We start from the raw sequence: 26,548 nt of genomic DNA on the forward strand, positions 1-26,548 counted from the left end.
ATGACAGCGACGCAACTCGGTCTCATCGGTCTGGGGAAGATGGGCGGCAACATGCGTGAGCGGATCCGCCGCGCCGGCCACACCGTCATCGGATACGACCGCAACCCCGAGCTCTCCGACGCGGCGAGCCTCGCCGACCTCGTCGACAAGCTGCAGGCGCCGCGCACGGTGTGGGTGATGGTCCCGGCGGGCCCCGCCACCCAGTCCGTCATCGACGAACTCGGCGAGCTGCTCCAGCCCGGCGACATCGTGGTCGACGGCGGCAACTCCCGCTGGACCGACGACGAGAAGCACGCCGCCGAACTGGGCGCCAAGGGCATAGGCTTCGTCGACGCGGGCGTCTCCGGCGGCGTGTGGGGCCTGGAGAACGGCTACGCCCTGATGGTCGGCGGCGACAAGGAGCACGTCGACCGGCTCCGGCCGGTCTTCGACGCGCTCAAGCCGGAGGGCCCCTACGGCTACGTCCACGCGGGCAAGGTGGGCGCCGGGCACTTCGCGAAGATGGTCCACAACGGCATCGAGTACGCCATGATGCAGGCCTACGCCGAGGGCTGGGAACTGCTGGAGAAGATCGACTCCGTGGAGAACGTCCGCGAGGTCTTCCGCTCCTGGCAGGAGGGCACCGTCATCCGCTCCTGGCTGCTGGACCTGGCGGTCAACGCCCTCGACGAGGACGAGCACCTGACGGGGCTGCGCGGCTACGCCGAGGACTCCGGCGAGGGCCGCTGGACGGTGGAGGCCGCGATCGGCCACGCGGTGCCGCTGCCCGCGATCACCGCCTCCCTCTTCGCGCGGTTCGCCTCCCGTCAGGAGGACTCGCCGCAGATGAAGATGATCGCCGCGCTGCGCAACCAGTTCGGCGGCCACGCCGTCGAGTCGGCGAAGAAGGCGTGACGGCCGTGGGGGACATCCTTCTGGTCCGCCACGGCGAGACCGAGTGGAGCAGATCGGGGCAGCACACCAGCTTCACCGATCTGCCCCTCACCCCGGCCGGCGAGGCGCAGGCCAAGTCGCTCGCCCCGCTGCTGACCGACCACGCCTTCGCGCTCGTCCTGACCAGCCCGCTGCGCCGCGCGACGCGCACCGCCGAACTGGCGGGGCTGACCGGGGCCGTGCGGGACGCGGACCTGCACGAGTGGGACTACGGCGGCTACGAGGGCGTCACCACCGACGAGATCCACCGGACGCGCCCGGACTGGGACCTGTGGACCGACGGGGTGCCGCCCGGCCCGGAGGGGCACCTGGGCGAGTCGCCGGAGCAGGTCGGACGGCGGGCCGACCGGGTGCTGTCGCGGGTGGCCGCGGCGCTCCCCGGCGGCGACGTCGTCCTCGTCGCCCACTCCCACTTCCTGCGCGTCCTCACCGCCCGCCGGCTGGGCCTGCCGCCGTCCGAGGGCCGGCTGTTCCGGCTGGAGACGGGCACCCTCAGCCGCCTGTCGACGGAGCACGGGCGGCCCGTGATCGCGGAGTGGAACACCAGGGCGTGACACGGGTACGCCGGGACCGGCCGGTCCCGGCGTACCCGCCGTCGTCACCGGGCGCGCCCGGTGACGACGGCCGCCGCGGGCGTGCCGGGGGCGGTCAGCCGCCGGTGAACCCCTTCACGGCGTGCTGCGCCGCCAGCCGCACGGGCGCGTTCCGCGCGCCGTAGCCGCGGTAGCCGCCGTCGCGCTGGACCAGCTCGAAGAAGACCCGGCCGACGGTGTGGGTGTAGCAGTGCCGGAACACGCCGTGCGCGTCCCGGTCGTAGAGGATGCCCAGTTCGCGGTACGTCTCCAGCTCCCCGTCGGCGAACTCGTACCGGGCGGCGAGGTCGTCGTAGTAGTTCCCGGGGATCGGCAGCGGACGGCCGCCGGCCGCGCGGAAGCGGCGGGCCGCGGCGACCACGTCGTCGGTGGCCAGCGCGACGTGCTGGGCGTGCACGGTGTCGTCGGCGGGCGCCGCGCCGACGCCGAGGGCGATCCGGACGCTGCCGTCGGCGTTGGTGACGGCACGGCTGCGCTGCAGGCCGTAGGGGTCGGCGAGGTCCACGCTCTCCTGCGCGCGCAGTCCGAGCACGCTGCGGTGGAACAGGGCCGCCTCGTCGAAGTGGTGCCAGGGCTGGGTGAGGGCGAGGTGGTCGATCCGGGACACGGCCGCGCCCGGCGGGTCGTGCGGCACGTCGGCGAAGTCGGCCCGCCAGTCGGGCAGGCGGGGCCGGCCGGTGGCGCAGAAGAAGAGCTCCGTGCCGTCGGGGGCGGCGACCGCGTCGAGCGGGACGTCCTCGGGGCCGCGGCGGCGCGGCAGCACGGGGGCGAGCAGGGCCTCGGCACGGCGGGCGGCGCCCGCGGGGTCGGGCGACTCCAGGCCGACGGCGGCGAGCCGGGTGCCGTCGCGGGAGACGGCCGGTCCGGTGTTGACCAGGACGCGGGCCTCGCCCTGCTGCCACAGGTCGACGGGCTTGCCCCGGTGCCGCGCGGTGCGGGCGAAGCCCAGCGCGGCGAGCAGCGCGGAGACGGGCGCGGCGTCGGGCGTGACCAGCTCGGCGAAGGCGACGCCGGTGGGCACCACGGGCGCGGGCGGCGTCGCCGCGCCGACGGCCTCCTGGAGCAGCAGCAGGGAGCGCCGGGCGTCCACGGCCGTCGGGGCGGCGGGGGCCTGCCGGAAGACGTCGTTGAAGACCTCCAGCGAGAGCGGGCCGTCGTAGCCGGTGCGCAGGACGTGCCGCACCAGGGCGGCCACGTCGAAGCCGCCCTGTCCGGGAAAGCAGCGGTAGTGGCGGCTCCACTGCAGCACGTCCATCGCGAGCAGCGGGGCGTCGGCGAGCTGGAGGAAGAAGATCTTCTCGCCGGGGATGTCCTCGATGCCCCGGGGGTCCGAGCCGCGGGAGAGGATGTGGAAGCTGTCCAGGCAGGTGCCGAGCGCGGGGTGGCCGGCGGCGGCGACGATCCGCCAGGCGTGGTCGTAGGTGCTGACGTGCCGGCCCCAGGCCAGTGCCTCGTAGGCGACGCGGACGCCGAAGTCCTGCGCCAGGCCGGCCAGCCGGTTCAGCTGCTCGGCGGCGAGCGCGTCGTCGTCCACGGCGAGCGGGTCGACGCTGGAGCAGACCAGGACCGTGTCGGCGCCGAGCCTGTTCATCAGCTCGAACTTGTGCCGGGCGCGCCGCAGGTTGCGGGCGAACACGTCGGCGGGCACGGCCTCGACGTCCCGCATCGGCTGGTAGAGGTCGATCGTCAGGCCGAGGTCGGCGCAGCGGGCACGGACCTCCTCGGGGGTGAGGGGGCTGGCCAGCAGGTCGTCCTCGAAGATCTCCACGCCGTCGAAGCCGGCCCGGGCGGCGGCCGTGAGCTTCTCGGTGAGGGATCCGCTCAGGGAGACGGTGGCGATGGACGTGCGCACGTCGGTGCCTTTCTCTGCGGTCGTCTGCCGTGGTCCGCGCGTCACCGGGGGCTTCCCACGGCGTCCGCCAGCCCGGCGAACTCCGCGAGCATCCGCGCGGTGTCCGGTTCCCGCCCGGTGAACAGGCGGAACGCGTCCGCGGCCTGGAAGACGGCCATGCCGCCGCCGTCGAGGACGGGGCAGCCCCGCGCGCGGGCGGTGCGCAGCAGCTCGGTCTCCAGCGGCCGGTAGACCACCTCGGCGATCCACAGTCCGGGGTGCAGCAGTTCGGCCGCGAGGGGCAGTCCGGGGTGGGCGGCCATGCCGGTGGGGGTGGCGTGGACGACGCCGTCGGCCCCGGTGAGCAGCTTCGGCAGGGCGTCGGGGGCGGCGCAGGCCGCCCGGCCGGTGCCGAAGTGCCGGTTCAGGGCCGCGGCGAGGGCGGCGGCCCGCTCGGGCAGCGCGTCCACGACGGTGATCCGCCCGGCCCCCAGGGTGAGCAGGGCGTGCGCGACGGCCGCGCCCGCGCCGCCCGCGCCGAGCTGCACCACCCGCTCCAGCGGTGCGTCGGGCAGGCCGCGGGCGAAGGAGGCGGCGAAGCCGGTGACGTCGGTGTTGTGGCCGATCGCCCGGCCGCCGTCGAAGACCACGGTGTTGACCGCGCCCAGCGCCTCGGCCTGCGGGGCCAGCTCGTCCAGGTGCCCGACGACCAGTTGCTTGCACGGGTGGGTGATGTTCAGGCCGTCGAAGCCCAGGTCGCGGGCGGCGCGCACCAGGTCGCCCACCGCCTCGGGCGGCACGCCGAGGGTGTCGATGTCGATCAGCCGGTACAGGTAGCGCAGCCCCTGGCGGTCGGCCTCCCGCTCGTGCAGGGCCGGGCTGAGCGACGGGCCGATGCCGGAACCGATCAGGCCGACGAGATACGAGTCCTTGGCCACCGCGGACCTCCAGAGCGGCTCGGTTATGTACGAACTGGTGAGTTAGTCATAGCAGCAAGTCCGCGCCCTTGGGAAGCCTCCGGGAACCCCTCGCCCGGCACGGCGGCGGAGCCGGGCTTCTACAATCACCGGCACTGGCCCCTTGCCCGAAGGAATCCGATGACCAGCGTCGACGAACCGGTACGACCAGGCGGGCGCACCCGTGACGCCGCCCGCACCAAGGCCGAGATCCTCGACGTGGCCACCCGGGAGTTCGCGCGGGCGGGCTACGACGGGGCCCGCGTCGACGAGATCGCCGCCCGCACCCGCACCACGAAGCGGATGATCTACTACTACTTCGGCGGCAAGGAGCAGCTGTTCACGGCCGTGCTGGAGCGGGCGTACGGCGTGATCCGCGAGGCCGAGCAGCAGCTCGACGTCGAGCACCTGGACCCGGTGGCGGCCATCCGGCGCCTGGCGGAGCTGACCTTCGACCACCACGAGCAGCACCCCGACTTCATCCGCCTGGTCAGCATCGAGAACATCCACGAGGCGGAGCACATCGCGGCCTCGGAGGAACTCGGGAGGATGGGCTCGCCGGCGCTGGAGGTGATCCGCCGGATCCTGGCGGAGGGACGCAGGTCGGGGCTGTTCACGGCCGACGTCGATGCCGTCGACCTGCACGCGATGATCAGCGCGTTCTGCTTCTTCCGGGTCTCCAACCGGCACACCTTCGGCGCCCTGTTCGGCCGTGACCTGGTCGATCCCGCCCAGCGCGAGCACTACCGCGCCATGCTCGGCGACATGGTGATCGCCTACCTGACCGCGGAGCGCGCGGCGGACTGAGCCGCGCCGCACGCCCACGGCACGGCCCCTTGACACCCGGGAAACGCGGGCGCAACATCCCTACCCAACCCCTACTAACTATCCAGTGGGTTAATTAGCCGGGTCGCGCCCGGCACGGCCGACCCGTCACCCCAGGGAACCGGCATCCCTCCCCCGCATCCCCGTCCGCCTGCGCCGGACTCCCCCGAAGGAGCACGCCGTGTCCGTCCCCGCCCCCGACGCCCCGCCCGGACAGCCGAGGAAAGCCGCGACCGCCGCCTGGATCGGCAGCGCCCTGGAGTACTACGACTTCTTCATCTACGGCAGCGCGGCCGCCCTGATCTTCCCGGAGGTCTTCTTCGACGAGTCGGACCCGGCCACCGCGACCCTGCTGTCCCTGGCCACGTTCGGCGTCGCGTACGCCGCCCGGCCGCTCGGGGCGTTCTTCCTCGGCCACTACGGCGACCGGATGGGCCGCAAGAAGATCATGGTGTTCACCCTGATCCTGATGGGCCTGTCGACGTTCCTCATCGGCTGTCTGCCCACGCGCGACCAGGTCGGCACCCTCGCGCCGGTGCTGCTGGTGCTGTGCCGGGTGCTGCAGGGCGTCTCCGCGGCGGGCGAGCAGGCCAGCGCCAACTCCATGACGCTGGAGCACGCGCCGCCGGGCCGGCGCGGCTTCTTCACCAGCTTCACCCTCAGCGGCACCCAGGGCGGCCAGCTGCTGGCCACCCTGGTCTTCCTCCCGATCGCCGCGCTCCCCGAGGAGCAGCTGCTGTCCTGGGGCTGGCGGATCCCGTTCTGGCTGAGCGTCGCGGTCGCCGTCGTCGGCTACGCCATCCGCCGCAACCTGGACGAGACCCCCGCCTTCGCGCAGCAGGCCTCGCGCGAGGGCGTGGTGAAGCTGCCGCTGGCGGTGCTGGTGCGGGAGCACTGGGCGGACGTGCTGCGGGTGGTCGCGGGCGCGCTCATCGCCTCGGTCAGCACGATCTTCACGGTGTGGGCGCTGGCGTACGCGACCGGCGACTCGGTGGGGATGTCCCGCTCCTCGATGCTGTGGGTGGGCGCGCTGGCCAACCTGGTCGCGCTGGCCGCGATCCCGCTGTGGGCCGCCCTCTCCGACCGCATCGGCCGCCGCCCGGTGTTCCTGGTCGGCGCCGCCGGCAGCGCGGTGACGATGTTCCTGTACCTGTGGGCGATCTCGACCGGCTCCTACCCGCTGACCCTGCTCCTGGGCATCGTCGCCTTCGGTGTCGTCTACAGCGCCGCGAACGGGGTGTGGCCCGCCTTCTACGGCGAGATGTTCTCCACCCGGGTCCGGCTGTCCGGGGTGGCGATCGGCACGCAGATCGGCTTCGCCGTGGCCGGGTTCGCGGTCACCTTCGCCGCGCGGATCGCCGGCCCCGACGGCGACGACTGGTCGGCGGTGGCCCTGTTCACGGCGGCCCTGTGCGTCCCGCCGGTGATCGCCGCGCTCTCCGCCCGCGAGACCCACGAGGTGCCCACCGAGCGGCTCGGCGAGCGGGACCGGGCCGAGGCGGCGCGGCCGGAGACGGCGACGGCCTGACCGCGCCCGCCGTGCGGGGCCCCGTGAGCCGTGCCGGCCGCGGGGCCCCGGGGTGCGCCGGAGGGGGCCTAACCCCGGGAGACCCCGTAGACCCGTTCCACCCGCAGCCGCAGGACGAGGCGGCGGTCGCGGACCATCGCGGCCCGGTAGTCGTCCCAGTCGGGGTGCTCGCCCTGGACGTCGCGGTAGAGGCGGATCAGCTCCTCGACCGTGGCGTCGTGCGGGTCGGCGGCGACCGGCGAGAGGTCGGCGGTGCCCTCGGCGACCGCGTAGGACCACCGGTCGGGGGTGGTCACGTGGTACGAGGCGCGGGGGTCCCGGCGCAGGTTGCGGGTCTTGGCGCGGTCGTCGGTGACCGAGACGCGGACGACCCGCTCGTCGGGGTAGTAGGCGTGGGTGACGTTCGACAGCTGGGGGCGGCCGTCGCGCTTGAGGGTGACGAGCACCCCGCCGTGGCTCTCGGAGAGCAGCCGGAGCAGTGCGTCCTGCGTGGCGTCCTGAGTCATGCCTGCGTCAACGGGCCGGACGCGGCGGCCCATTCCCGCGGAGCGGGCCGTTCACCGGGATGGCCGGTCCTGGTGAAGATCCCGGCCGTGCACGTGTTCCCCGGTGCTTCCCCGGCCACGATGAGGTCTGAGGGCGTCCGCGGCGGGTAGGCCGGACCGCACCTCGACGAACGCGACGGAGGAGAGCGATGGCACAGCTGCGACAAGAGGCCGACCCGGACGAGGTGGGGCTGGACCCGAAGGCGCTGGACCGTCTCGACCGGCACTTCGCCCACCACGTCGACGAGGGCCGCCTGCCCGGCTTTCTGGTGGCCGTGGCCCGTGGTGGCCGCGTCGCGCACCTGACCGTGCACGGCCGGCGCGACCTCGCGGCCGGGCTGCCCGTCGAGCCCGACACCCTGTGGCGGATCTACTCCATGACCAAGCCGGTGACCACGGTGGCGGCGCTGCTGCTGGTGGAGGAGGGCCGGCTGTCGCTCGACGACCCGGTGGCCCGCCACCTCCCGGCCTTCGCGCATCCGCGGGTGTACGTCGGCGGCTCCGGCCCGGACACCGAGACCCGCCCCGCCGACGGGCCCGTGCTGGTCCGGCACCTGATGACGCACACCGCCGGCCTGACCTTCGGCTTCTACCGCACCCACCCCGTCGACGCCCTCTACCGCGCGGCCGGCCTGGAGTCGTCGGTGCGTCCGGGCGCGGACCTGGCCGAGACGGTCGACCTGTACGCGAGCCTGCCGCTGCAGTTCGAGCCGGGCACGCAGTGGAACTACTCGGTCGCCAGCAATGTGCTGGGCCGGGTGATCGAGGTGGTGTCGGGGCAGCCGCTGGACGTGTTCCTCGCCGAGCGGGTCTTCGGCCCGCTCGGCATGGCGGACGCCGGGTTCTGCGTCACGGACGAGCAGGCGGGGCGGCTGGCCGAGCTGTACGGGGAGCGCGACGGCGGCGGTGTCGAGCCGATCCCCGGGCTGCCGCTGCGGGGCCGGCCGCGGTTCCTGTCCGGCAGCGGCGGCATGGTGGCCTCCGCGCACGACGTGCACCGGTTCATGGAGCTGCTGCGGCGCCGCGGCGAACTCGACGGCACCCGGCTGCTCGCCCCCGAAACGGTGGACCTGATGACCCGCAACCACCTGCCCGGCGGCGCCGACCTGCGCGCCTTCGGCAGCCGCCCCGCCCATGACGAGCCCGGCAACGAGGGCGTCGGCTTCGGCCTTGGGGTCTCCGTGGTGATCGACCCGGACCGCACCCAGGCGCCCTCCGGGCTCGGCACGTACGGCTGGAGCGGGGTGGCGACGACGACGTTCTGGGTCGATCCGGGCCGTGATCTGACGGTGCAGTTCATGACGCAGTTGCGGCCGCAGTCCTCGCACACGGTCTTCCCGGACCTCAAGCGGCTGGTGCACGAGGCGATCGCGGACTGAGCCCGGCGGCGGCCCGGGCCGCTCGGCCGCCCGGCCCGGGCGGCGTCCTCGCGCCGACGCGGGCGGCACCGCGCCCCCGGGGCCGCCCGGGCGTCCCGGCGGGGCGGTGCCGCCGGCGCCGGCCGCGTCAGGCCTCCCGCGGCTCGACGCCGAGTTCGCGGCAGGCCTGGTGGAACCGGTCCAGGCAGCGGCCCCAGGGGCCGCCCACGCCGAACTCCAGCAGCAGCGGCAGCAGCGCCGCCGAGAAGTCGGTGCTGGACTCCTCCGGCAGCAGGGACGGCAGGTTGTCGATGGCGATCAGGTCGAGCGGGGGGTCCTCGCGCAGCCGGCGCGCGGGCTCGTCCCAGTCGGTGGTGCGGTCGTAGACGGGCAGCACGTTCAGCGGGGAGCCGACGTCGCAGGTGACGTCGCACAGGGTGCGCAGGCGGCGGGCGGGGTCGTCGAGGTCCCGCTCGCGCAGGAAGGGCGGGACGGGGCTGGTGGCGAGCACGGCGTTCACCATCACGTCGTGGCCGAGCAGGGCCCGCCGGTCCAGGTTCCCGGTCTCCGCCAGGTCCCAGGCGGTGGGCTCGACGCCCGCCACGGTGAACGCCGTCCGGGCGCCCCGGCCGCTGCGGCCCAGGGCGCCGGTCACCAGCGCGGTGAACTCCGCGTCGCCGGCGGCGGGCCGCAGCGCCTGGTCCAGCTCGTCCCTGGTGGTGGGCGTCAGCGGCGCCGCCAGCCTGCCCCGGTGCCGGAGCACCGTCAGGGCCGCCCCCAGGTAGCCGGCCCAGAACCCGAAGGCGGTCAGGCGCCGGCCGGTGTCGTCCACCAGGTACTCCAGGTCGTACAGCCGTCCTCCCCCGGCGGCGAACCGCCGCAGCAGGTCCGCCGCCCCCGGCTGCCGCTTGTAGGCGTGCCCGAAGAAGACGTGGCGGTGCGTCAGCCCGGCGGGCTCGTCGGGGAGTTCCTTCAGTCCGACGACGACGGCGTCCCGGGGCGCCGACACCCAGGAGCCCGCGGGCGCGACACGGCAGCCGGCCGCCTCGTACTCCGCCACGGGGAAGATCCGCTGCGGGGACTCCTCGACGGTGAGGACGGCCCCGCTCTCGACGAGCCGACGGGCGTCGCGGGGCACGATCGGCGTGCGCCGCTCGGTGCCGCGGACCTCGTGGCGCAGCCACAGGTGGACGTCGGTCATACCGGGTGGGCCTCCGGGCGCGGGGCGCCTGCCGCGGACCGGCCGGCGCTCGACGGGCTGACGTCCACGACGATACGCGGCCGGGGTGCCGGGCGCGCCCCGGCCGGCGGCACGGCGCGCTCGCGGGCGTTGCCGCCGCTCGGCGCGACCGGGCCGGCGACGCCGCCCGGTGACGGCCAGGGGCTCGTCGCCCGGTGGCGGCGAGGACTCCCCCGTGGCACCGGGGCTCTCCCCTCGTGGCAGCTGGAGCTGCGCGGTCCCGGACCGCGGGAGTGCTTCCCCGGCGACGCCGGGGAATCCTTCGCTCAGCGGCGGCGCGGCAGCAGCGCGACCGCCGCGAGCGGTACGGCGGCCAGCGCCAGCCAGGGCACGGCGCCCGGCAGGCCGCTGTCCAGCAGCGTGCCGGCCGCGGAGCTGCCGGCCAGCACGATCAGCCCGGACACCGAGGACAGGGCCCCCGTGTACAGGCCGAGCCGGCCGTCCTCGGCGAGGTCGGGCACCCAGGCGCGGGCGACGGGCGCGACGAGCATCTGCCCGAGGGTGAGCAGGACGACGAAGGCGGCGGCGGGCAGCAGCCCGGCGGTGCCCGTCCAGCCGGCGGGCCGGGCGAGCGCCACGACGGCGAACCCGGCCGCGACCAGCAGCAGTCCGGCCGCCATGGACCGGCGCGGGTCCAGCCGCCGGCCCGCCCAGCGCGTCATGGGCAGCTGCGCGGTCACCACCAGCAGCGAGGACAGCGCGAACAGCCAGGCCAGCGGCGCCCGGGAGCCGGCGGCCCGCTCCACCTCGGCGGGCAGGGCCAGGTAGAGCTGGTTGTAGGCGAGCAGGTAGGCGCCGTACGCGCAGCACAGCGCGAGGAAGCGGCGGTTGCGGACCAGCGGTCCGAGCCCGCCCCGCAGCCGGGTGCGCGTCCGGCCGGGGATGTGCTGCGGCAGCAGCCGGGCGTGCCCGGCGAGGACCAGGACGAAGATCGCGGCGCCGGCCAGGCACGCGGTGCGGAAGTCCACCGCCAGCAGCAGCGCGCCCAGCAGCGGCCCCGTGAACGCCCCGGCCTGTCCGGCGACGGTGAACAGCGCCAGCACCCGGGTGCGGGGCCCGCCGCCCGCCTCCTCCCAGAGCACGGCCTGCCGGGCGACCTCCGACTCGACCGCGGGCGAGAACAGCGCGGCGGCGAACCCGATGAGCAGGACGGCCCCGATGACCGCCCAGGTCCGCTCCGCGTACCCCAGCCACCCGAACCCGGCGATGCGCAGCGCGCAGCCCGCGAGCACCACGGGCCGGACGCCGTACCGGTCGGCGAGCGCCCCGCCCACCACGAACAGGCCCTGCTGGCTGAAGGTGCGCAGGCCGAGCACGAACCCGACCAGCCAGCCGGCCATGCCCACGGTCCGCCCCAGGTGCTCGGACAGGAAGGGCAGCACGGCGAAGAAGCCGACGTTGAAGGCGAGCTGGGTGAGGATCAGCAGCCGCAGCAGCGGGGGGAGCCGGGGGCGCCCGGCGGCCTTGCGCAGGACCGTCGGCGACGGCGCGGTCATCGCGTCACCGCCGGTTCCCGGGTGCGGGAGGGTTCTTCGGCCACCGCGGCGGGCGTACGGCGCCGCGGCCGGCGCACGCCGCCCGCCGCGGTCACCGCCAGGGCGCCCAGCAGGGCGAGGACGGCCGCCGGGGCGAGGACCGCCCAGGGGGCGCGCTCGGCGTAGGGCTGGTTCTCGGCGAGCAGCAGGCCCCACTCGGGGGACGGCGGCTGGGCGCCGAGGCCGAGGAAGCCGAGCGAGGCGAGGGCGAGGGCGATGCCCGGCAGCCGCAGCAGGGCGTGCCGGGTGACCGGCGGCAGCACGGCGGGCAGGAGCGCGCGGCGCAGGATGTGCCGGCGGCCGGCGCCGAGGGCGCGGGTGGCCGTCAGGTGCAGGGTGGCGCGTTCCTGCTGGAGCAGCGCGGAGGTGTGCGCGGCGAGCGGGGCCCAGGCGACGGCGGTCACGGCGAGCGCGGGCGTGGCGGCGCCGCGGCCGGCGACGGCGGTGACGAGCAGCGCGGCGAGGACCGGCGGCACGGCGTTGACGGTGTCGACGAGCGGCCCGGACAGCCGGGGCGCGAGGCCCAGCAGCACGCCGAGCACGAGCGCGGCGGCGCTGATGCCGAGGGCGAGCAGCAGGGTGTCCAGGGCGCCGTGCCCGATCCGGGCGAGCAGGTCCCGGCCGAGCGCGTCGGTGCCGAACGGGTGCGCCCGGGAGGGGGGTTGCAGGCGTTCGCCGGGGTGCAGCGCGAGCGGGTCGCGGGGCAGGCCGAGGGCGACGACGCCGAGCAGCAGGGCGCCGTACGCGAACGGCAGGACCCCGCGGGCGGGCGGCGCGGGCCGGTGCAGGGTGGGCAGGGCGCCGTCGCGCAGGGCGGGGCCGGTGAGCAGGCGGGCGGCCAGGCGGGTGACGCCGGTCGTCAGGGCGGCGAGCAGCACCAGGGCGAGGGTGCCCGCCTGCAGGACGGGGAGGTCCTGGGCGAGGGCGGCCTGGAGGGTGGTGCGGCCGAGCCCGGGGATGTCGAAGATCTGCTCGACGGCGACGGCTCCGCCGGTCAGGCCGACGGCGAACAGGCCGAGGTTGGGCAGCAGCGCGGGCAGGCAGCGGCGCAGCGCCTGCCGGGCGATGCGGCCGCGGGGGATGCCGCGGGCGGCGGCGGCCGGCGCCCACGGCTCGGCGAAGGCGCCGGGCAGCAGGTCGTCGAGGAGCCGCCCGAGCACGGCCCCGGCGGGCAGGCCGAGGGCGAGCGCGGGCAGCACCGTCCACCGCGGCCCGTACCAGCCGAGGGCGGGCAGCCAGCCGAGCTGGACGCCGACGACGGTGGCGAGCACGGAGGCGACGAGGAACTCGGGCAGCGCGGCGAGCAGCGCGGAACCGGTGCCGCCCCGGCGCACGCGCCCGGCGGTGCGCAGGGTGCGGGCGCACACCAGCGCGGCGGTGCCGGCGGCGACCACCAGCGCCACCGCCATCAGCAGCAGCGACGCGCCCAGCGCCCGCAGCACGTCCGGCAGGACCTCGGAGCCGGAGATCCACGACCGTCCGGCGTCCCCGCGCGCCAGTCCGCCCAGCCACTGCCCGAGCAGGTGCGCCGGCCCCCGGTCCAGCCCCAGGTGCGCCCGGATGCCGGCCAGCGCCTCGGGGGACGGATCGCGCTCGGCCGACCTGGCCTTGAGGACGGTGAGCGCCGGGTCGGTCCGCGTCAGCCAGGGCAGCAGGCCGACGCCGCACACCAGGCCGGCCGCGAGCGCGGCGCGCCACAGGACCTGCCGCATCGTCAGCGCCGCGTCCCGGTGCCCACGAGGACGCGCTCGTACGGGTCGAGGAGCACGCCCCGCACCCCGGCGCCGACGCCGGTGACGACGCGCTGGTGGACCAGCGGCACGACGGCGTCGGTGCCGAGGATCGCCGCCTCGGCCGCCATCGCCGCGTCCTGCCGCTTCCCGGGGTCGGCGGTCTCCTCGGCCGCGGCGACGGCCCGGTCGACGGCCTTGTCGCACAGCTGGGCGATGTTGTAGCCGCCGTCGCAGGTGTAGTCGCCGGAGAGGACGGCGACGGGGTCGCCGGTGTCGAGCAGGGTGTTGCGGGCGAGGACGACCGCGTCGAACTTCCCGGCCAGGGCGTCGCTCTCCAGCCGCGAGTACTCCCGCACCTCCAGCTTCACCGTGAATCCGGCCTTCCGGAGCTGCCGCTCGATCACCTGGGCGACCTCGGGCAGTTCGGGGCGGTTGTCGTAGGTGGCGAGGGTGATCGCCGTGCCCTCGGCGCCGCCCGGCCGGGCCCGGCCGGCGGGCTCGGTGCGCTTGCCCTCGGCCCAGGTGACGGCGGGCCCGTAGATGCCGGCGCCGGGGTCGGCGTGCCCCTCGTACACGTCCTTCGCGAGCACGGAGGTGTCGACGGCCCGCCGGGCGGCGGCCCGCACCCTGGGGTCCTCGAACGGCCCGGCCGCGGTGTTGAGGAGCAGGCTGGTGGTGCGGGTGGTGGCGGTCTCCCGGCGCGTGGCCTCCTCCAGGGTGGCGGCCTGGGCGACGGGCACGGCCTCGGCGATGTCGACCTCGCCGGTGCGCAGGGCGTTGGCGCGGGCGGTGCCGTCGGCGATGAACCGGGCGTCGATGCCGGCGGCCTGGGCGCGGCCGCCCCAGTAGTCGTCGAACCGGTCGAGGGTGGCGGCGGAGGACCCGGTCACCCCGGTGATCTCGAAGGGGCCGGTGGCGGTGCCGACGGGGTCGACGCGGCCGTCCTCGCGGTACGCCTTCGCGGACAGCACGGCGAGGCTCGGGCTGGACAGGCGCAGCGGCAGGACCGGGTCGGGCTCGCTGGTGGTGATGCGCAGGCCGCGGGCGCCGTCGGCCTCGGCGGTGAGGGTGACGCCGGACAGGGCGGCGGGCGCGGGCTCGGCCTCGGCGGCGTGGCCGAGCGCGGCGGCCACCGCGGCCGGGGTGACGTCGGTGCCGTCCTGGAAGGTGGCCTCGCGCAGGGTGAACTCCCAGGTGCGGGCGTTCTCCCGGCGCCAGGACGCGGCGAGCGCGGGCGCGGCGGCGCCGTTGGCGTCGAGGGAGGTGAGTCCTTCGGTGACGCCGAGCCGGCTGAGGAGGGTGGCGTCGGCGCCGTACGGGGAGAGGTTCTCGGCGGGCGGGAAGGCGAGGGCCACGCGCAGGCGGGAGCCGTCCTTGGCGTCGTCCGGTGACGGTCCGTCGCCGGCGGCGAAGCAGCCGGCCAGGAGCGGTGCGAGCAGCGCGGCGGCGAGCAGACGGGAACGGGTGCGGAGGCGGGAGCGGGGGACGCGCATGATCCTCGGTTCGTCGGAGGCGGGGCGGTGCGGTGGCGCGAGGGGCCGCCCGGCAGCTTACATGAAAACGATTTTCACCCTAGGGCCGGGGGTCCCGCCGCTCCGGCGACCATCCCGCGGGCACCTCGAAGTGCACGATGCCCTGCCCGCCGCCGGGGTCCTCGCGCTCGTCGTGCACGACCTTCCCGACCGACCGCCAGAACGCCTCGGCGCCGGGCACGGACGGATCCGTGTGCAGGTACACGGCCCGGTAACCGCCGTCGGCGACGGCGAAGTCGAGCAGCGCGCCGACGAGCCGCCGCGCGATCCCCCGGCGCCGGTGGCCGGGCCGCACGTAGATCCGCCGCAGCTGCGCCGTCTCCCCCGACGGGAACCGCTCGGCGACGTCCGGCGGGTTCGGCGGGTGCAGGGGGCCGCGCGAGTCCAGCGCGCCGGTGCCGACGACGCTCCCGTCCCGCTCGTCGACGGCGACCAGGAGGGTGTGCCGGGGCGAGGCCAGGTAGGCGCCGGCCGGGTCGATGATGTCGCCGTGCCAGCGGGGGACGTAGCCGGTGCCGAAGTCGCGGTAGACGGTGTCGAGCATCACCGCCCGGGCGGCGCCGAGATCGTCCGGGGTTGCCGTCCTGATGGTGTAGTCGTGCACTTGCACATCATATGCATCAAGCGCGGACGTTGATCATCCGGGCGTCCGGACCCCGATTTGACAGTGTTCGGCGAGCCCCCGAACCTACCCACATGACATTCATTTTCAAGGGTTCGGAGCGGTCATGAGGGTGGCGTTCGTCGGCAAGGGCGGCAGCGGGAAGACCACGCTGTCGGCGCTGTTCTCCCGCCACCTGGCGCGCTCCGGCGCCCCGGTCCTGGCCGTCGACGGCGACATCAACCAGCACCTGGCCGAGGCGCTCGCCCCCGACGACGACCGCCCCTTCACCGCCCCCGCCCTGGGCCCGCACCTGGGCGACATCAAGGACTACCTGCGCGGCACCAACCCGCGGATCCCCTCGCGGGAGGCGATGGTCAAGACGACCCCGCCCGGGCGCGGCTCACGTCTGCTGCGCCTGCTCGGCGACGACGAGCTGCACGCGCGCCACGTCGGGCACGCCGGCGGCGTACCGCTGATGGTGACCGGCGAGTTCGACGAGAGCGACCTCGGGGTGGCCTGCTACCACTCCAAGCTGGGCGCGGTGGAGCTGTACCTCGGCCACCTGGTCGACGGTCCCGGCGAGTACGTGGTGGTCGACATGACGGCGGGCGCGGACGCGTTCGCGTCGGGCCTGTTCACCCGTTTCGACCTGACGTTCCTGGTGGCGGAGCCGACCCGCAAGGGCGTGTCGGTCTACCGCCAGTACCGCGACCACGCGCGCGAGTTCGGCGTCCGGATCGCGGTGGTCGGCAACAAGGTGACCTGCGAGGACGACCTGCTCTTCCTCAAGGAGCAGGTGGGGGACGACCTGCTGACCCATCTGGTGCACTCGGACTGGGTACGGGCGGCGGAACGGGGCCGCCCCCGAGGGGAGCTGGAGTCCCACAACCGGCACGCCCTGGACGTCCTGCGCGAGGCGGTCGACGCGCACCCCCGGGACTGGGACCGCCTGCACCGTCACGCCGTCGAGTTCCACCTGCGCAACGCCCGCGCGTGGGCGAACGAGGCGACGGGCCGGGACCTGGCGGACCAGGTGGACCCGGACTTCGCACCGGGCCCGTCGGCCCTGTCCTGAGCCGCCCCTCACCGGCTCGCACCCCCGGCGCGCCGCCCCTCACCGGCTGCTCGGCGCCCGCCGCGCCGAGCGGCCGGACCAGGTCCTTGCGCCCGTACCCGACCGGACGGGCGCGGTGGGCCGCCGTCAGCGCCCCGTGGACGCGCGGCATCACCCGATCGCGTGAACCGATCCGATCGTCGTTCCGCCGGGGACGGCTGTCGGAGGCAGGCGATATCCTCGCAAGACGCTTGCGACACATGTGTCTTACGACCACGGGGGGTGTCCATGCAGGGGCGCGGCCAGAGTTTCCCTCAGGACTGCCCGGGCGGCCACCCGGGCATGTCGACCGAGGCGGGCATCGACGTCCAACGACAGCTGGAGTCCCTGATCCAGGACTTCCGGACCGGTGATCCGCCGATGCCGGTCATCGTGCTGCACGCCGAGGACCCCGCCGACGACGACCGCGTCACCGAACTCGTCGACGAACTGCGCGAAGGGCAGCAGCGCCACGGCACCCGCCTGGCCGTCGCCCCGACCGAGCCGCAGCCGGGAGACCACCTCGACCCCACGGCCCGGGCCGCGCGGCTCCTGCGCGACCTCGGCGACTCCAGGAAGTGGGGCGACCGGTCCGCCGCCTACCGGCCCTACTCCTTTCCCCGCCTGGGCCTCGTCCGCGCCCTGCAGGAGGCCACCGACGATCCGGAGATGCGCGAGCACTGGCCGACCTCCCCCGCCGGCACTCCCGACGGGAACGCCCAGCGGGAGCAGGCCCAGATCCATCTGCTGCGCATCCTGGCCCGGCAGCGCTGGCGCCCCCGCAGACCCCCGCGCCGGCAGATACTGCTCACCGACGTGCAGCAGTTCCTCCCCATGGGCGTCCTGGGCGCCTTCACCGCGCTGCTCACCCGCCCCGAGTGGTACGTCGCCGTGCTGGCCGGCGTCGGACTGATGATCCTGCTCGCCGTCCTGAACCACGTCCCCGGCCGCGCGCCTCTCTTCCTGTGGCTGCGCAGGGAGAGCCGGTGGTTCCTGACCACGACGTTCCTCCAGTCCGCCGCCCGCCGGCAGTCGACCAGCGTGCGGCTGCTGCGGCCCGTCCGCTCCTGGGGAGCCATAGCGGCCCGCGCCTACGACGTGGCCGAGGCCATGCGGGAGGGCGGCCCGTTCCCCCTCCAGCTGTACGTGCTGGCGCTCTTCGAGGACCTGCGGGACAACCACCGGCGCGGCAGCTGGGACCTGCGGGGGTTCAAGCGGACGCGTCCGCCGGTGCTGTTCCTGCGCCGGGCGGGCCGGGAGAACGGCGGCATCGAACTGATCAGGGCGGTCAGCGACGTCCGCAGCCGGCGCAGCGAACTCGACCCGCTGCTGATCGTGGCGGGCGTGGCGGCGGACGACGCCGCGCTGCTCGACCGCGGCGCGGACGGGGACCCGCCGGCCGACCGGGCGCAGTCCCCGTCCCGGCTCTCGCGCCGCCGGCAGCGGCTGCGGGACTGGTACGACGAATGGGCCGGGAACCTCCGGGCCGACCAGTCCCCGAGCCGGACGAACGCCCTGCCCTGGGTGCTCAGGATCCCCCTGCCCCGGGAGGAACTGGTGCAGCTGCGGGAGACGGAGTGGCGGTGCGTCAGGGCCAGGCACCGGCCGCCCCTGGTCCGCGTGGTGTGGTCGGCGCACAGCCTGCTCCTCGTCCTCGTCCTCGCCGTCACCACGGGCGTCGTCCACTCCCGTGAACTGCACCGGACGTACTGCTCGGCGGGTCTGCTGACCGCCAACCGCGACACCGAACGGCGTCCCGCGCCCGGCGACGGCACGGAGTGCGTCGGGATAGCCACCGGGGACGTCCGGTTCGGCGCGTACCTCCGGGGCGGGACCGACGAGGAGGCCAGGAGGCTGCGCGACCTGGAGAAGCTGGTGCACGCCGAGAACGCCGAGGTGCTGCGCGACCACTCCGAGGCCTACGTCACGGTGGTGTACGCCGGGCCGCTGAGTTCCTCCCCGGTGGAGTCCTCACTGGTCAAGGGCGCCGAGGAGCTGGCCGGGGTGTACCTCGCCCAGCGCGTCGTCAACGAGAACTACACGGTGAAACTGCGGGTGCTGCTCGCCAACGGCGGTGCGGACATGGGGCACCAGCGCGTCACGGCCGACGCGATCGCGCGGTACGCCGACCGCGACCCGACCGTCGTCGGCGTCGTCGGCTTCGGCCGTGACCTGGAGAGCAGCTCCGACGTCACGGACCGGCTCCACGCGGCGGGCCTGCCCATCGTCTCCGGCACCAACTCGGCCACCTACCTGCCGAAGGACTTCTCCAACTGGTTCAGCCTCGCGGCCCCCGACGAGCACCAGGCGGAGGCGCTCGGTCTCATCGCCGAGCAGCTGCGCACCCCGGGGAAGGACTCGTACGCCCTGGTGCTGGCCCGCGACACCGAGAAGTCCCAGGACCGCTACACCGGCGAACAGGCCTTCTACGGCGGGGAGATGCTGAAGCAGAAGGGCTTTCGGCTGCTGCCCGAGCGGAGGTACCGGGTGGCGAACGGAAAACCCGAACTGCGGCTGCACGCGGAGAACATCTGCAGCGGTGAGCAGGTCCCCTCGGTGATCTACTTCGCCGGGCGGGTCGAGGACATCGGATCGCTGATGACCCAGCTGGGCACCGAAGTGGACTGCGCGGACAAGGACATCTCGATCCTCACGGGCGACGACCTGAGCAAGGCCAGGTTCTCCGGCACGGGCGGCCGCGACGGCGTGACCCCGCGGATCACGCTGTACCACGCCGCCCTGGCCGAGCTGGAGGAGGCCGCGTCCCGGACCACCTTCTACGAGGACGCCGCCCATCACCTCCCCTGGCTGGAGGGCAGGAAGGTCACGTACGACGACGCCGAGTTCTCCAGCGGGCAGACGGCCCTCTCCCACGACGCCACGCGTGCGTTGCACTGGGCGGCCAGCCTCGGGGACGCACCCCAGAGCCGCACCGCGACCTGGGTCAACCTCAGGGGCGTCGAACTCGACGGGATGGCCACCGGAAAGATCGACTTCACCCACACACCCCCGTACCGCGAGCGGCGCGACCACAGCATCGTCCTCAAGCGGGTCCGGAGGACCCCGGACGGCGTCTCGGAGACGACGGTCCTGTGCAGCAGACCGGCCGGCACCACCGAGGAGCTCACCGCGGAGAAATGTTCGATCAGGGGACGGGCCCCGGGCGGGTGAGGCGGGGCGGCGAGGGCAGGGCCGGCCGCGGTCGGGACAGGTTCTTCTGCCGGGTCTCCCCGTCGGCGGAGCACGGGCCGCAGTCCGGCCCGACCCTCCGGGCTCGCCGTTGGCGATGACCAGGAACCCGTGCGAGGCGACCTCGATGAGGATGTTCCGGAACCATGTGCCGTCCGCGCGGCACGCCCCGTTGCCCCATGCCGCGCTCGGCAGTTTCTCGTCCGCGGGCAGGGGGTCCGGGCGGTACACGGTGTGGTCGGGCAGATCGGACACGGTCTCGTGGCCGGCCGGACAAGGGCCCGTCCCGCCCGCCGTGGTGACGGCCGTCTCCGCGGGCCCGCCGCCGGGCGGACCGGGGCGATGAGGGCGGCGGCGGGCAGTCCCGCTGCCACGCCGGCGACACGACGCATCGGCTGCTTCATCTCTGCGGCACCTCATGGAGGGGGGATCCCGTCGGCCGAACAAGCCAGAAACCGGGACCGGGGGTGTCGTCGGCGGAGCCGAAGGACCGGGGAAGGTACCGATGGCGGCGCATCCGGGGTGCGGTCGGTTCCCGACACGGCCCCCGGCGCGAGTCCGTGGTGCGGCCGCGGTTCGCCCGCAGGGATCAAAGGCCGCCTCGGCCACGGACTCGGCGGCCTTCCCGCCCGCGGGATCGGGCAGCGAACGCCCCGGACCGCGTAATCGGCACATCGGGGAAGCGAACCCCGGGGAAGCGGAGGTGCCGGCGTGTCCGCGGTCGTCGTACGCGTGCCGGGCCACAGCACGCTCCGCCGCGATCCGTCGACTTGCCGGGACGCGCCTCCCACCGCACGGCCGGCGTCCCCGCCGGCCGCCGGACCCCGCCTTCCCGGCCGGAACGCTCCGATCCACCGCGTCGGCCCCGGGCGCACCGGACGGGACACTCGTGCCCGTCGTCCCGCCGGCCGCCTTCCTCCCCCGAGCGCCATTGAGCGGGGCTCAGTCCCGGGGCGGGAGCGGGTCCGGCAGGCCGGGCGCGAGCCGGAGTTCGCGGATGCCGACCGTGGCCGGAGCGCTACGAGCCCCGGTGCCCGGTGTTCCCCGCAGCGGTTCGGGCACGACCGTGAAACGGTGAAAGCCCTGGCCCGGCACGGTCGTTGGCCTACTGTGACGTCATGACGACGAAGCCTCTTCCCCGTCTCACTCCGACCGGCACCTGTCGGTGCGGCTGCGCCAAGAAGGTCGGAACGGGATCGTTCTTCGCCCCCGGCCACGACAAGGTCGCGGAGGCGGCCCTGCTCGCGGTCGAGTACGGTTCCTCGGTCGCCCAGTTGCTGCACGGTCACGGGTACGGCCCCGGACACTCGGTGAGCGCGCGGGCCGTGTCCGAGGGCGTGTGGCGGAAGTGCCCCGCGTGCGACTACGTCGGCGCACCGGCGAGCATCGCCAGCCACGCGAAGAAGGCGCACCCCGTCGCCGTCGGCGAGGAGACGCGGGGGGCGGAGCGTTGACCGAACCGGCCTCCAGCCAGCGCGCCGACCTCGAGAAGGCCGTGCGCACGTACGGCGGTTACTGGGACACCACACGCGGCCTGCGTGCACTGCGCGACGCCGGGCATGATCCGCAGGAGAAGCGCACCCGGCAGATCCTGCGCGATCTCGCGAGCGAGGGTCTGCTGGTGAAGGTGGAGGACCGGCCGGTCCGCTACCGCGCCGCACACACGGATTGAGGGCGGCGGCCGGCGGTGCCCTCACCGGCCGGCCGCTCCCCTGTTCCGCAGCATCCGCCGCCAGCGGGGTCGCTCAGTGGCGGCGTCCCGTCACCGCGGGATTGGGCCTGCGCGGATTGAAGACCCAGACCCCCTGGGACTGGGTGGCGCCCAGTACTCGGCCGACGTCCAGCAGCCAGGGATGGGCCTTCTGGAAGGGGGCGAAGTTGTCGTTGGAGACGATCACCCCGCCGATCTCCTCCGCGATGCTGATCACCAGGGCGTCTCCGCGGCCCTCGGTGCCGGCGGGCGGCTGGACCACGGTGCCGGCGGCGATGGCCTCCTCCACCAGGGGGCGCTCCTCCGGAGCGACGTCGTGCCGGAGCGTCGCGTCGACGACGACGTGGATGTCCCTGTCCGGGTTCTTGAAGCGCAGCGACTTGACGGCTGCCTGAAGGGCGAGGAAGCTCGGGCGGCCGCCGGCCGCGCGCGGAGGGCGGCCGTTCCACGCCAGGTTCGACCCGTCGACGACCAGGGCGGCGGACTGCTGCCCGGTCGCCGGAGCGGACTTCCTGGGCAGGGAGGCCAGGACGGCCGGGGAAGGTGGCGCGGTTTTCGGCCGGGGCGTGCCGTCGTACCGCCCGTCGGAGGGGGCGGCGGTGCTCCGCTGGGGGTGGGTGGGCCTGGGCGCCGTGCGCTCCGCCGAGCGCAGCGCGAACAGCGCCTTGAGCTCTTCCTCGATCTCCGGCGGCACGGTGCTGTCGCCGAAGACCCTGACCTCGCCGTCGAGGACGACCTCGCCGGTTTTCTGCAGGGTCGCCTTCACCGTCAGCAACCCTTCCTTGCTGTAGGTGTACTCCAGGTCGAAGACACCGTCCTCCGCCTGGGACCGCTGCGGGTAGTCCAGGACGAGCTCGGTCAGCTTGACGTTGTCGGGGTGGTCGACGGGCCGGTCGGGGTCTCCTTCCCACACCTCGACCGTCAGCCTGCGCACTCCGTCCTTGGACGGCTGGTAGGACTTGGTCCGCTGCTGGGGCAGCCGCTGGTTGCGGTCGATGAGCGCGCTGAAGGCGCGGTTGCCGTGGCGGTCCTTGGTGACCGTGCCCAGTGCGTGGGTGTTGACGACGCGGATGATGCTCTTCAGTTCGCCGTCCATGGCCGCCGCGGTGATGGCGGCGCCTTCGGCGACCGCGGTCATCGGATCGCACAGTTCCGGGGCGACCAGCTCGCAGTCCAGCGCTTCGGCCACGGCCTCGCGCACCGCGGGGATCTGGCTGCTGCCTCCGATCATCAGGACGGCGGTGAGATCGCGCGGATCGATGCGGGCTTGTTCGAGGCAGGCCTCGACGGGGTCGAGCGCCCGGCTGATGAGGTCCTGGATCTCGGCGGAGAACTCGTCCTGCCCGATCTCCACGGCGACTCCGTCCGGGGTGGTGATGCGCACCGACTCCTGGGACGACAGCAGGATCTTGTTGCGTTCGAGGTCGAGACCGAACTGCCGCTGCTCGGACTCGGACCACGCCCTGCGCGCGGGCGCACGGTCGAGGACCATGCGGCGCAGGCGTGCGTCGATCTCCAGGCCGCCGAGGCGGTTGACGCCCCGGCTGGCCTTCTCGTCGAAGAAGCCGTCCTCGTGCAGCAGCAGGGTGGCGTCCATGGTCCCACCGCCCCAGTCGAAGACGAGGAACTCCCCGTCCTCCTCCACGGCGTGGGCGTAGGCGATGGCGGCGGCCGTGGGCTCGTTGAGCAGCGTCTTGACCGTGATGCCCGCCGCCCGCGCCGCTTCGCGGGTGCGGAACCGGGCCGCTCCGGTGGCGTTGGCCGGGACGGTGATCACGGCTTCCGTGATCTCGGTCGCGGCTTCCTCCTCCGCGGCGACGGCCATGGAACGGAAGACTCCGGCGGCGGCGGTGGTCGCGGCGAACCGCCGCCCTCCGATCGTCACGAGGGGCTCTTCGCGCAGCATGCGCTTGCACGCTTCGACGGCCTGTTCCGAGCGGAGCTTGGCCTCCCAGCCGAACAGGGCGCCGGACCGGAGGGAACTGGTGCCCACCACCGAGGGGTAGAGCAGTTCGAAGCCGGGCCGCTCCCAGTCGGCGTCGAGTCCCTGTCCGCCGAGTTCCAGGACCTCGACGTACTCGCCGTTCCACTGTGCGGCCACCGAGTTGGTGGTACCGAAGTCGATGCCCGTGGTCACTCTTCTCCCCCCACTGCGCTGGTGTGCGCGGAAACCCTCCGGAGATGTCCGGCCATGATCACCTTGCCGGTCAGCTCGTCCACGTATGCCGGGCGCAGCACCTCGAGACCGTCGCCCTCGCCTTCCGTGACGACGAACCGGTCGCTCTCCTCCGGATCCGTGATCCTGAGGATGCGCATCTGCCGCAGATGGTCCAGCAGCGTGTCGCTGACGAGTTCGCCACCGTGGTCCGTCCGCGTCCACAGCAGTGCGTCGATCTCCGCCAGACGTCCCGCGAACTGGGTCCGGGTCCGGAACTCGTCCAGCACGGCCTTGCGCACGGCCACGTTGAGGCCGGTGGTCGGGACGTCGCCGCCCATGGCTGTGTCCTCCAGGGCGGCGGGGATCCGTTCGACCACACCCTGGATGATCGTTTTGGCGTCGATGGGCTCCGGCGCCCGGGGAGCGGCCTGCTGCTTCGTGGCGGCGGGCTGCTCGGTGGCCTGCTGTTTCGCTCTGCGGTGCCGCAGTCCCCCGGGCTTGTGCGGCGCGTTCTTGCGGTCCTTGCCCGGCTGTATCTGCCCGCAGTGCGGACAGCGGCGATGGGCGCGCTCGTTCTTGGGAAGCTTTTTCTCACCACGGCGTGCCGCGGTTCTCCTGTTCGGGTCCATGGACTGGTTGCGCCTCGCTCACCGTCGTGCGTCGTCTGTCGGAAGGGACCGTCAGCGGGTGGGGCCGTGCCGGTCGAGGTGGGGGGCGGTGCTCCGGAAGTCGTCGAGCAGTTCGACGGCCGCCCGGGCGCGGATGGCCTCCAGGTCCGTACCGCTGGTGGGCGGGGTACGGCGGGCCATCGGTTCCAGTGGGGGCACCAGTTGCCGGGGCACGGCGTCCGGCATCTCGTAGTGGGAGCGGACGAGCGGAAGCCGGAAGAACACGTCCAGACCCGCCTCGTGACGGAGGGCGTCGTGGATGCGGTCCTCCGCCTGGTTCACCCGTGCCTGGCTCGCCTGGTCTCCGGCGAGTTCGTGCCGGCGGAAGAGGTCCCGGCAGTGGCGCTCCCATCCTTCGGCCGCGTGGTCCAGGCCGAGGTCCAGGAACGGGTTCGTCATCGGACCCCGCTGGTTCCTCAGGGTGTTCCTCCAGGTGCGGACGAGGGCGAGATTGCGTTCCGCCGTGGCATCGCCCGTCTCCGCCGCCTTCAGAGCGTGTTCCTCGGCCAGGGCGAGTTTCGCGCTCCCGCCCGCGCCGGCCGACATGGCCACGGCCACGTAGGCGGCGAGGGTGTACGCCTCCCTCATCAGCTCCGCGGGGAGCGAATCGACGGCGCGTTTCCGCAGGAAGGCCTCCACCTGGCGGTCGGCCTCCGCCATGTCCCCGGACTTGATGAGGTCGTACGCGCGTCGGAGGGCGACCAGGGCGTGGAAGTCGCTGCGTGTCGGATCGACGGGTTCGGTGGGCCGCCACAGGGCGGCCATCAGTTTCCAGAGCCCCTTGTCGCGGACCGTCTCCATGGCCCATTGCCCGTTGAGGGCGCCCGACTTCAGGTTGCGCAGTTCGATCTGCTGGGCGCGCGGCAGGGCGGTGTCCAGGGCGTCCAGGGACGGCAGGTGGACATCGGCCACGACGTCGTACAGCAGGTCCCAGACGTCCTCCGGTTCCTGCCGGACGATCGTGTTGCCGCCCAGGAACGCCCGGCGGCGCAGGAAGTCGTCCCAGCCGAGTCGCGCGGCTTCCTGTGAGCCGATGGACGAGGGGGCCAGCCGAGCGCGCAGGTAGAGCGCGTCGGCCTCGTCCCGGACCTCCCAGGGCCGGTCCTCCGCCATCAGGCCGCCGTGGTCCACGAGGTCGTCGATCACGGACAGCGGCGCCCACGGCAGCACGTGCGGCAGATGGGCGTTCGGCACGGGAATCGCGCCCCGTGTCGCCGCCGTGGCGAACAGGGAGAAAGCGGGCCCGCCCGAGATCGCCCGGTGTCTGACGTTGACGAGCTCGATTCCCGGGGCGGTCGAGCACAGGATCCGGCACCGTTCCGAGCCGGGCTCGTTGAGCCAGCGGACCCCGACGGCCCAGAGGGCTCGCAGGTGTCCGAGGACGTCCTGCGGTTCCAGCGTCGCGAGGCCGGCCCGGACCGCCGGAAGCAGCGCCTCCCGGTCCGGCGCCCCGGTGGCAGCCCTGTTCAGGGTGTCCCGCTGTCCGTCCGTCAGCGTGGGCGCCTCGAGGAGGTCCTTCAGCACGGCCAGCACGGTGTCGACTGCCTCGGCCCCGTTGACGCCCAGCCAGCGCCACTTGCGCTGGGCGAAGCCGTTCGCGCCGGCCGGTTCGCGGCTCGACCGGCGCTCCCGTGCCCTCGCCAGGCGTTCCTTCTCGGCGGCTATCGCCGCGCGGCGGGCGGCAACCGGGTCGGTCATGTCGTACACGCCGACAGGGTAACCGCGTGCAAAAGCTTCACCTACTCCTCCCCCCGAAAGCGTGAATCCGCAGGTAGCGCGCCCAATGGTCGCGTATGGCGGTGGTGGCCGCAGGTCCCTGGGGCTCAGCCGGCCCTCTTCCACTCCTGGCACCTGTTCGTCTTGAAGTACTCGCCGCTGTTGAGCGTCACGCGCCCCGGGCCGTCGAGGTTGTTGTTGGCGATGATGGAGCCGAACTCGCCGCTGGCGTCCTTGGCCCGCTCCCAGTAGCAGCCCCACTCGTCCTCGGGCCCGGCCGTCTTGTAGGTGCCGGCCTCGATGTCCTCGCCGACCAGGTACTCGCCCTCGCCGGAGAAGCTGGTCGCCGGTCCGGGCTTGTCGGTCTTCTTCGGCTTGGCGGTCACCGTCTCGGTCTCGGTGACGGTGGGGGCGGGCTCGGGGGCTGCGGTTTCGGCTTTCTCGGTGACGGTGACCGTGGGCCGGGGCGCGGTCTTGATGCCGGTGGTCTCCTTGCCGGTGTCCGCCGAACCGCTGCTGCTGCCGATGCCGACGCCGACGAAGAGGGAGACCAGGGCGACCACCCCGTACTTCAGCCACCGTCTGCGGTCGCGAGCGGGCTGTCCGGGGCCGGCGGGCGCGTCGGGGCCGAAGGGTCCTTGCGTCCCGTGGCCGGACGGCGGGACGGGCTGCTGGAAGGTCATGGTGGTGCTCCGATTCCTTGTGCGTGCGGTGCGTTGCAGGGCGATGCGATGCGGGTGATGCGGTGACGTGACGGGGGCGCCCCGGCGGCGTGCCGGGGCTCGGAGGCCCCGGGTCTT

21 protein-coding genes are annotated in these 26,548 nt (G+C 74.2%); 9 read left to right on the forward strand and 12 right to left on the reverse strand.

The genetic code is table 11. The features are described 5' to 3' along the window. A complete protein-coding gene (gene gnd / locus ABD363_RS03345; protein WP_344599823.1) occupies positions 1-894 on the forward strand; it encodes a phosphogluconate dehydrogenase (NAD(+)-dependent, decarboxylating) in 894 nt (297 codons plus the stop codon). A gap of 5 nt (positions 895-899) precedes the next feature. Continuing rightward, a complete protein-coding gene (locus tag ABD363_RS03350; RefSeq protein WP_344599824.1) occupies positions 900-1,487 on the forward strand; it encodes a histidine phosphatase family protein in 588 nt (195 codons plus the stop codon). A 94-nt stretch (positions 1,488-1,581) separates the two neighbouring features. On the opposite strand, the gene ABD363_RS03355 is transcribed toward ABD363_RS03350, so the two are convergent. Further along, a complete protein-coding gene (locus ABD363_RS03355) occupies positions 1,582-3,378 on the reverse strand; it encodes a bifunctional sugar phosphate isomerase/epimerase/4-hydroxyphenylpyruvate dioxygenase family protein (RefSeq protein WP_344599825.1) in 1,797 nt (598 codons plus the stop codon). Between the two features lie 41 nt (positions 3,379-3,419). Next, positions 3,420-4,295 (reverse strand): shikimate dehydrogenase, encoded by an 876-nt coding sequence (locus ABD363_RS03360; RefSeq protein ID WP_344599826.1) that lies wholly within the window; start codon positions 4,293-4,295, stop codon positions 3,420-3,422. Positions 4,296-4,454: 159 nt separating this feature from the next. Here ABD363_RS03360 and ABD363_RS03365 point away from each other — a divergent pair, with 159 nt between their 5' ends. Together ABD363_RS03365 and ABD363_RS03370 are read left to right on the forward strand one after the other, a co-directional pair. Next, positions 4,455-5,120, forward strand: a complete 666-nt coding sequence (locus ABD363_RS03365) for a TetR/AcrR family transcriptional regulator (RefSeq protein ID WP_344599827.1) — start codon at positions 4,455-4,457, stop codon at positions 5,118-5,120. Positions 5,121-5,319: 199 nt separating this feature from the next. Next, positions 5,320-6,666 carry an MFS transporter gene (locus tag ABD363_RS03370; protein WP_344599828.1) on the forward strand — a complete coding sequence of 449 codons (1,347 nt, stop codon included), beginning with the start codon at positions 5,320-5,322 and terminating at the stop codon, positions 6,664-6,666. Between the two features lie 68 nt (positions 6,667-6,734). Here the strand turns inward: ABD363_RS03370 and ABD363_RS03375 are convergent, their stop codons facing one another. Next, positions 6,735-7,172, reverse strand: a complete 438-nt coding sequence (locus ABD363_RS03375) for a PPOX class F420-dependent oxidoreductase (protein ID WP_344599829.1) — start codon at positions 7,170-7,172, stop codon at positions 6,735-6,737. Positions 7,173-7,360: 188 nt separating this feature from the next. Here ABD363_RS03375 and ABD363_RS03380 point away from each other — a divergent pair, with 188 nt between their 5' ends. Further along, positions 7,361-8,590, forward strand: coding sequence for a serine hydrolase domain-containing protein (locus ABD363_RS03380; RefSeq protein WP_344599830.1), 1,230 nt, complete (start codon positions 7,361-7,363; stop codon positions 8,588-8,590). Positions 8,591-8,717: 127 nt separating this feature from the next. On the opposite strand, the gene ABD363_RS03385 is transcribed toward ABD363_RS03380, so the two are convergent. The 5 genes from ABD363_RS03385 to ABD363_RS03405 all read right to left on the reverse strand — a co-directional run bounded on the left by ABD363_RS03385 (position 8,718) and on the right by ABD363_RS03405 (position 15,219). Further along, complete coding sequence (locus tag ABD363_RS03385; protein WP_344599831.1) at positions 8,718-9,770, reverse strand: saccharopine dehydrogenase; 1,053 nt, start codon at positions 9,768-9,770, stop codon at positions 8,718-8,720. Between the two features lie 305 nt (positions 9,771-10,075). After that, positions 10,076-11,305 carry an MDR family MFS transporter gene (locus ABD363_RS03390; protein ID WP_344599832.1) on the reverse strand — a complete coding sequence of 410 codons (1,230 nt, stop codon included), beginning with the start codon at positions 11,303-11,305 and terminating at the stop codon, positions 10,076-10,078. Further along, positions 11,302-13,056 (reverse strand): ABC transporter permease subunit, encoded by a 1,755-nt coding sequence (locus ABD363_RS03395; protein ID WP_344599833.1) that lies wholly within the window; start codon positions 13,054-13,056, stop codon positions 11,302-11,304. The genes ABD363_RS03390 and ABD363_RS03395 overlap by 4 nt, the downstream gene beginning before the upstream one ends. Positions 13,057-13,058: 2 nt before the next feature. After that, entirely contained in the window at positions 13,059-14,570 is a 1,512-nt protein-coding gene (locus ABD363_RS03400; RefSeq protein WP_344599834.1) for an ABC transporter substrate-binding protein, read from the reverse strand. A 79-nt stretch (positions 14,571-14,649) separates the two neighbouring features. Further along, positions 14,650-15,219 carry a GNAT family N-acetyltransferase gene (locus ABD363_RS03405; RefSeq protein WP_344599835.1) on the reverse strand — a complete coding sequence of 190 codons (570 nt, stop codon included), beginning with the start codon at positions 15,217-15,219 and terminating at the stop codon, positions 14,650-14,652. A 118-nt stretch (positions 15,220-15,337) separates the two neighbouring features. On the opposite strand from ABD363_RS03405, the gene ABD363_RS03410 reads away from it, so the two are divergent. The 4 genes from ABD363_RS03410 to ABD363_RS03425 all read left to right on the forward strand — a co-directional run bounded on the left by ABD363_RS03410 (position 15,338) and on the right by ABD363_RS03425 (position 21,167). After that, entirely contained in the window at positions 15,338-16,288 is a 951-nt protein-coding gene (locus tag ABD363_RS03410) for an ATP-binding protein (protein ID WP_344599836.1), read from the forward strand. 321 nt (positions 16,289-16,609) lie between these two features. Then, complete coding sequence (locus tag ABD363_RS03415) at positions 16,610-19,477, forward strand: ABC transporter substrate-binding protein (RefSeq protein WP_344599837.1); 2,868 nt, start codon at positions 16,610-16,612, stop codon at positions 19,475-19,477. Between the two features lie 1,136 nt (positions 19,478-20,613). Continuing rightward, positions 20,614-20,949 (forward strand): hypothetical protein, encoded by a 336-nt coding sequence (locus ABD363_RS03420; RefSeq protein ID WP_344599838.1) that lies wholly within the window; start codon positions 20,614-20,616, stop codon positions 20,947-20,949. After that, positions 20,946-21,167, forward strand: coding sequence for a hypothetical protein (locus ABD363_RS03425; protein ID WP_344599839.1), 222 nt, complete (start codon positions 20,946-20,948; stop codon positions 21,165-21,167). The genes ABD363_RS03420 and ABD363_RS03425 overlap by 4 nt, the downstream gene beginning before the upstream one ends. A 73-nt stretch (positions 21,168-21,240) precedes the next feature. Here the strand turns inward: ABD363_RS03425 and ABD363_RS03430 are convergent, their stop codons facing one another. The 4 genes from ABD363_RS03430 to ABD363_RS03445 all read right to left on the reverse strand — a co-directional run bounded on the left by ABD363_RS03430 (position 21,241) and on the right by ABD363_RS03445 (position 26,431). Further along, the gene (locus ABD363_RS03430; RefSeq protein WP_344599840.1) at positions 21,241-23,343 is read right to left on the reverse strand and encodes an Hsp70 family protein; all 2,103 of its coding nucleotides are present in this window, start codon (positions 23,341-23,343) and stop codon (positions 21,241-21,243) included. Beyond that, entirely contained in the window at positions 23,340-23,993 is a 654-nt protein-coding gene (locus tag ABD363_RS03435; protein ID WP_344599841.1) for a hypothetical protein, read from the reverse strand. The genes ABD363_RS03430 and ABD363_RS03435 overlap by 4 nt, the downstream gene beginning before the upstream one ends. Before the next feature lie 51 nt (positions 23,994-24,044). Continuing rightward, positions 24,045-25,730, reverse strand: coding sequence for a hypothetical protein (locus ABD363_RS03440; protein ID WP_344599957.1), 1,686 nt, complete (start codon positions 25,728-25,730; stop codon positions 24,045-24,047). Positions 25,731-25,855: 125 nt separating this feature from the next. Further along, positions 25,856-26,431 (reverse strand): Rv1352/Rv1906c domain-containing protein, encoded by a 576-nt coding sequence (locus tag ABD363_RS03445; protein ID WP_344599842.1) that lies wholly within the window; start codon positions 26,429-26,431, stop codon positions 25,856-25,858. Between the last annotated feature and the right edge of the window lie 117 nt (positions 26,432-26,548).

This window comes from Streptomyces glaucus, from assembly GCF_039533365.1.
GTDB classification, from domain to species: Bacteria; Actinomycetota; Actinomycetes; order Streptomycetales; family Streptomycetaceae; genus Streptomyces; species Streptomyces glaucus.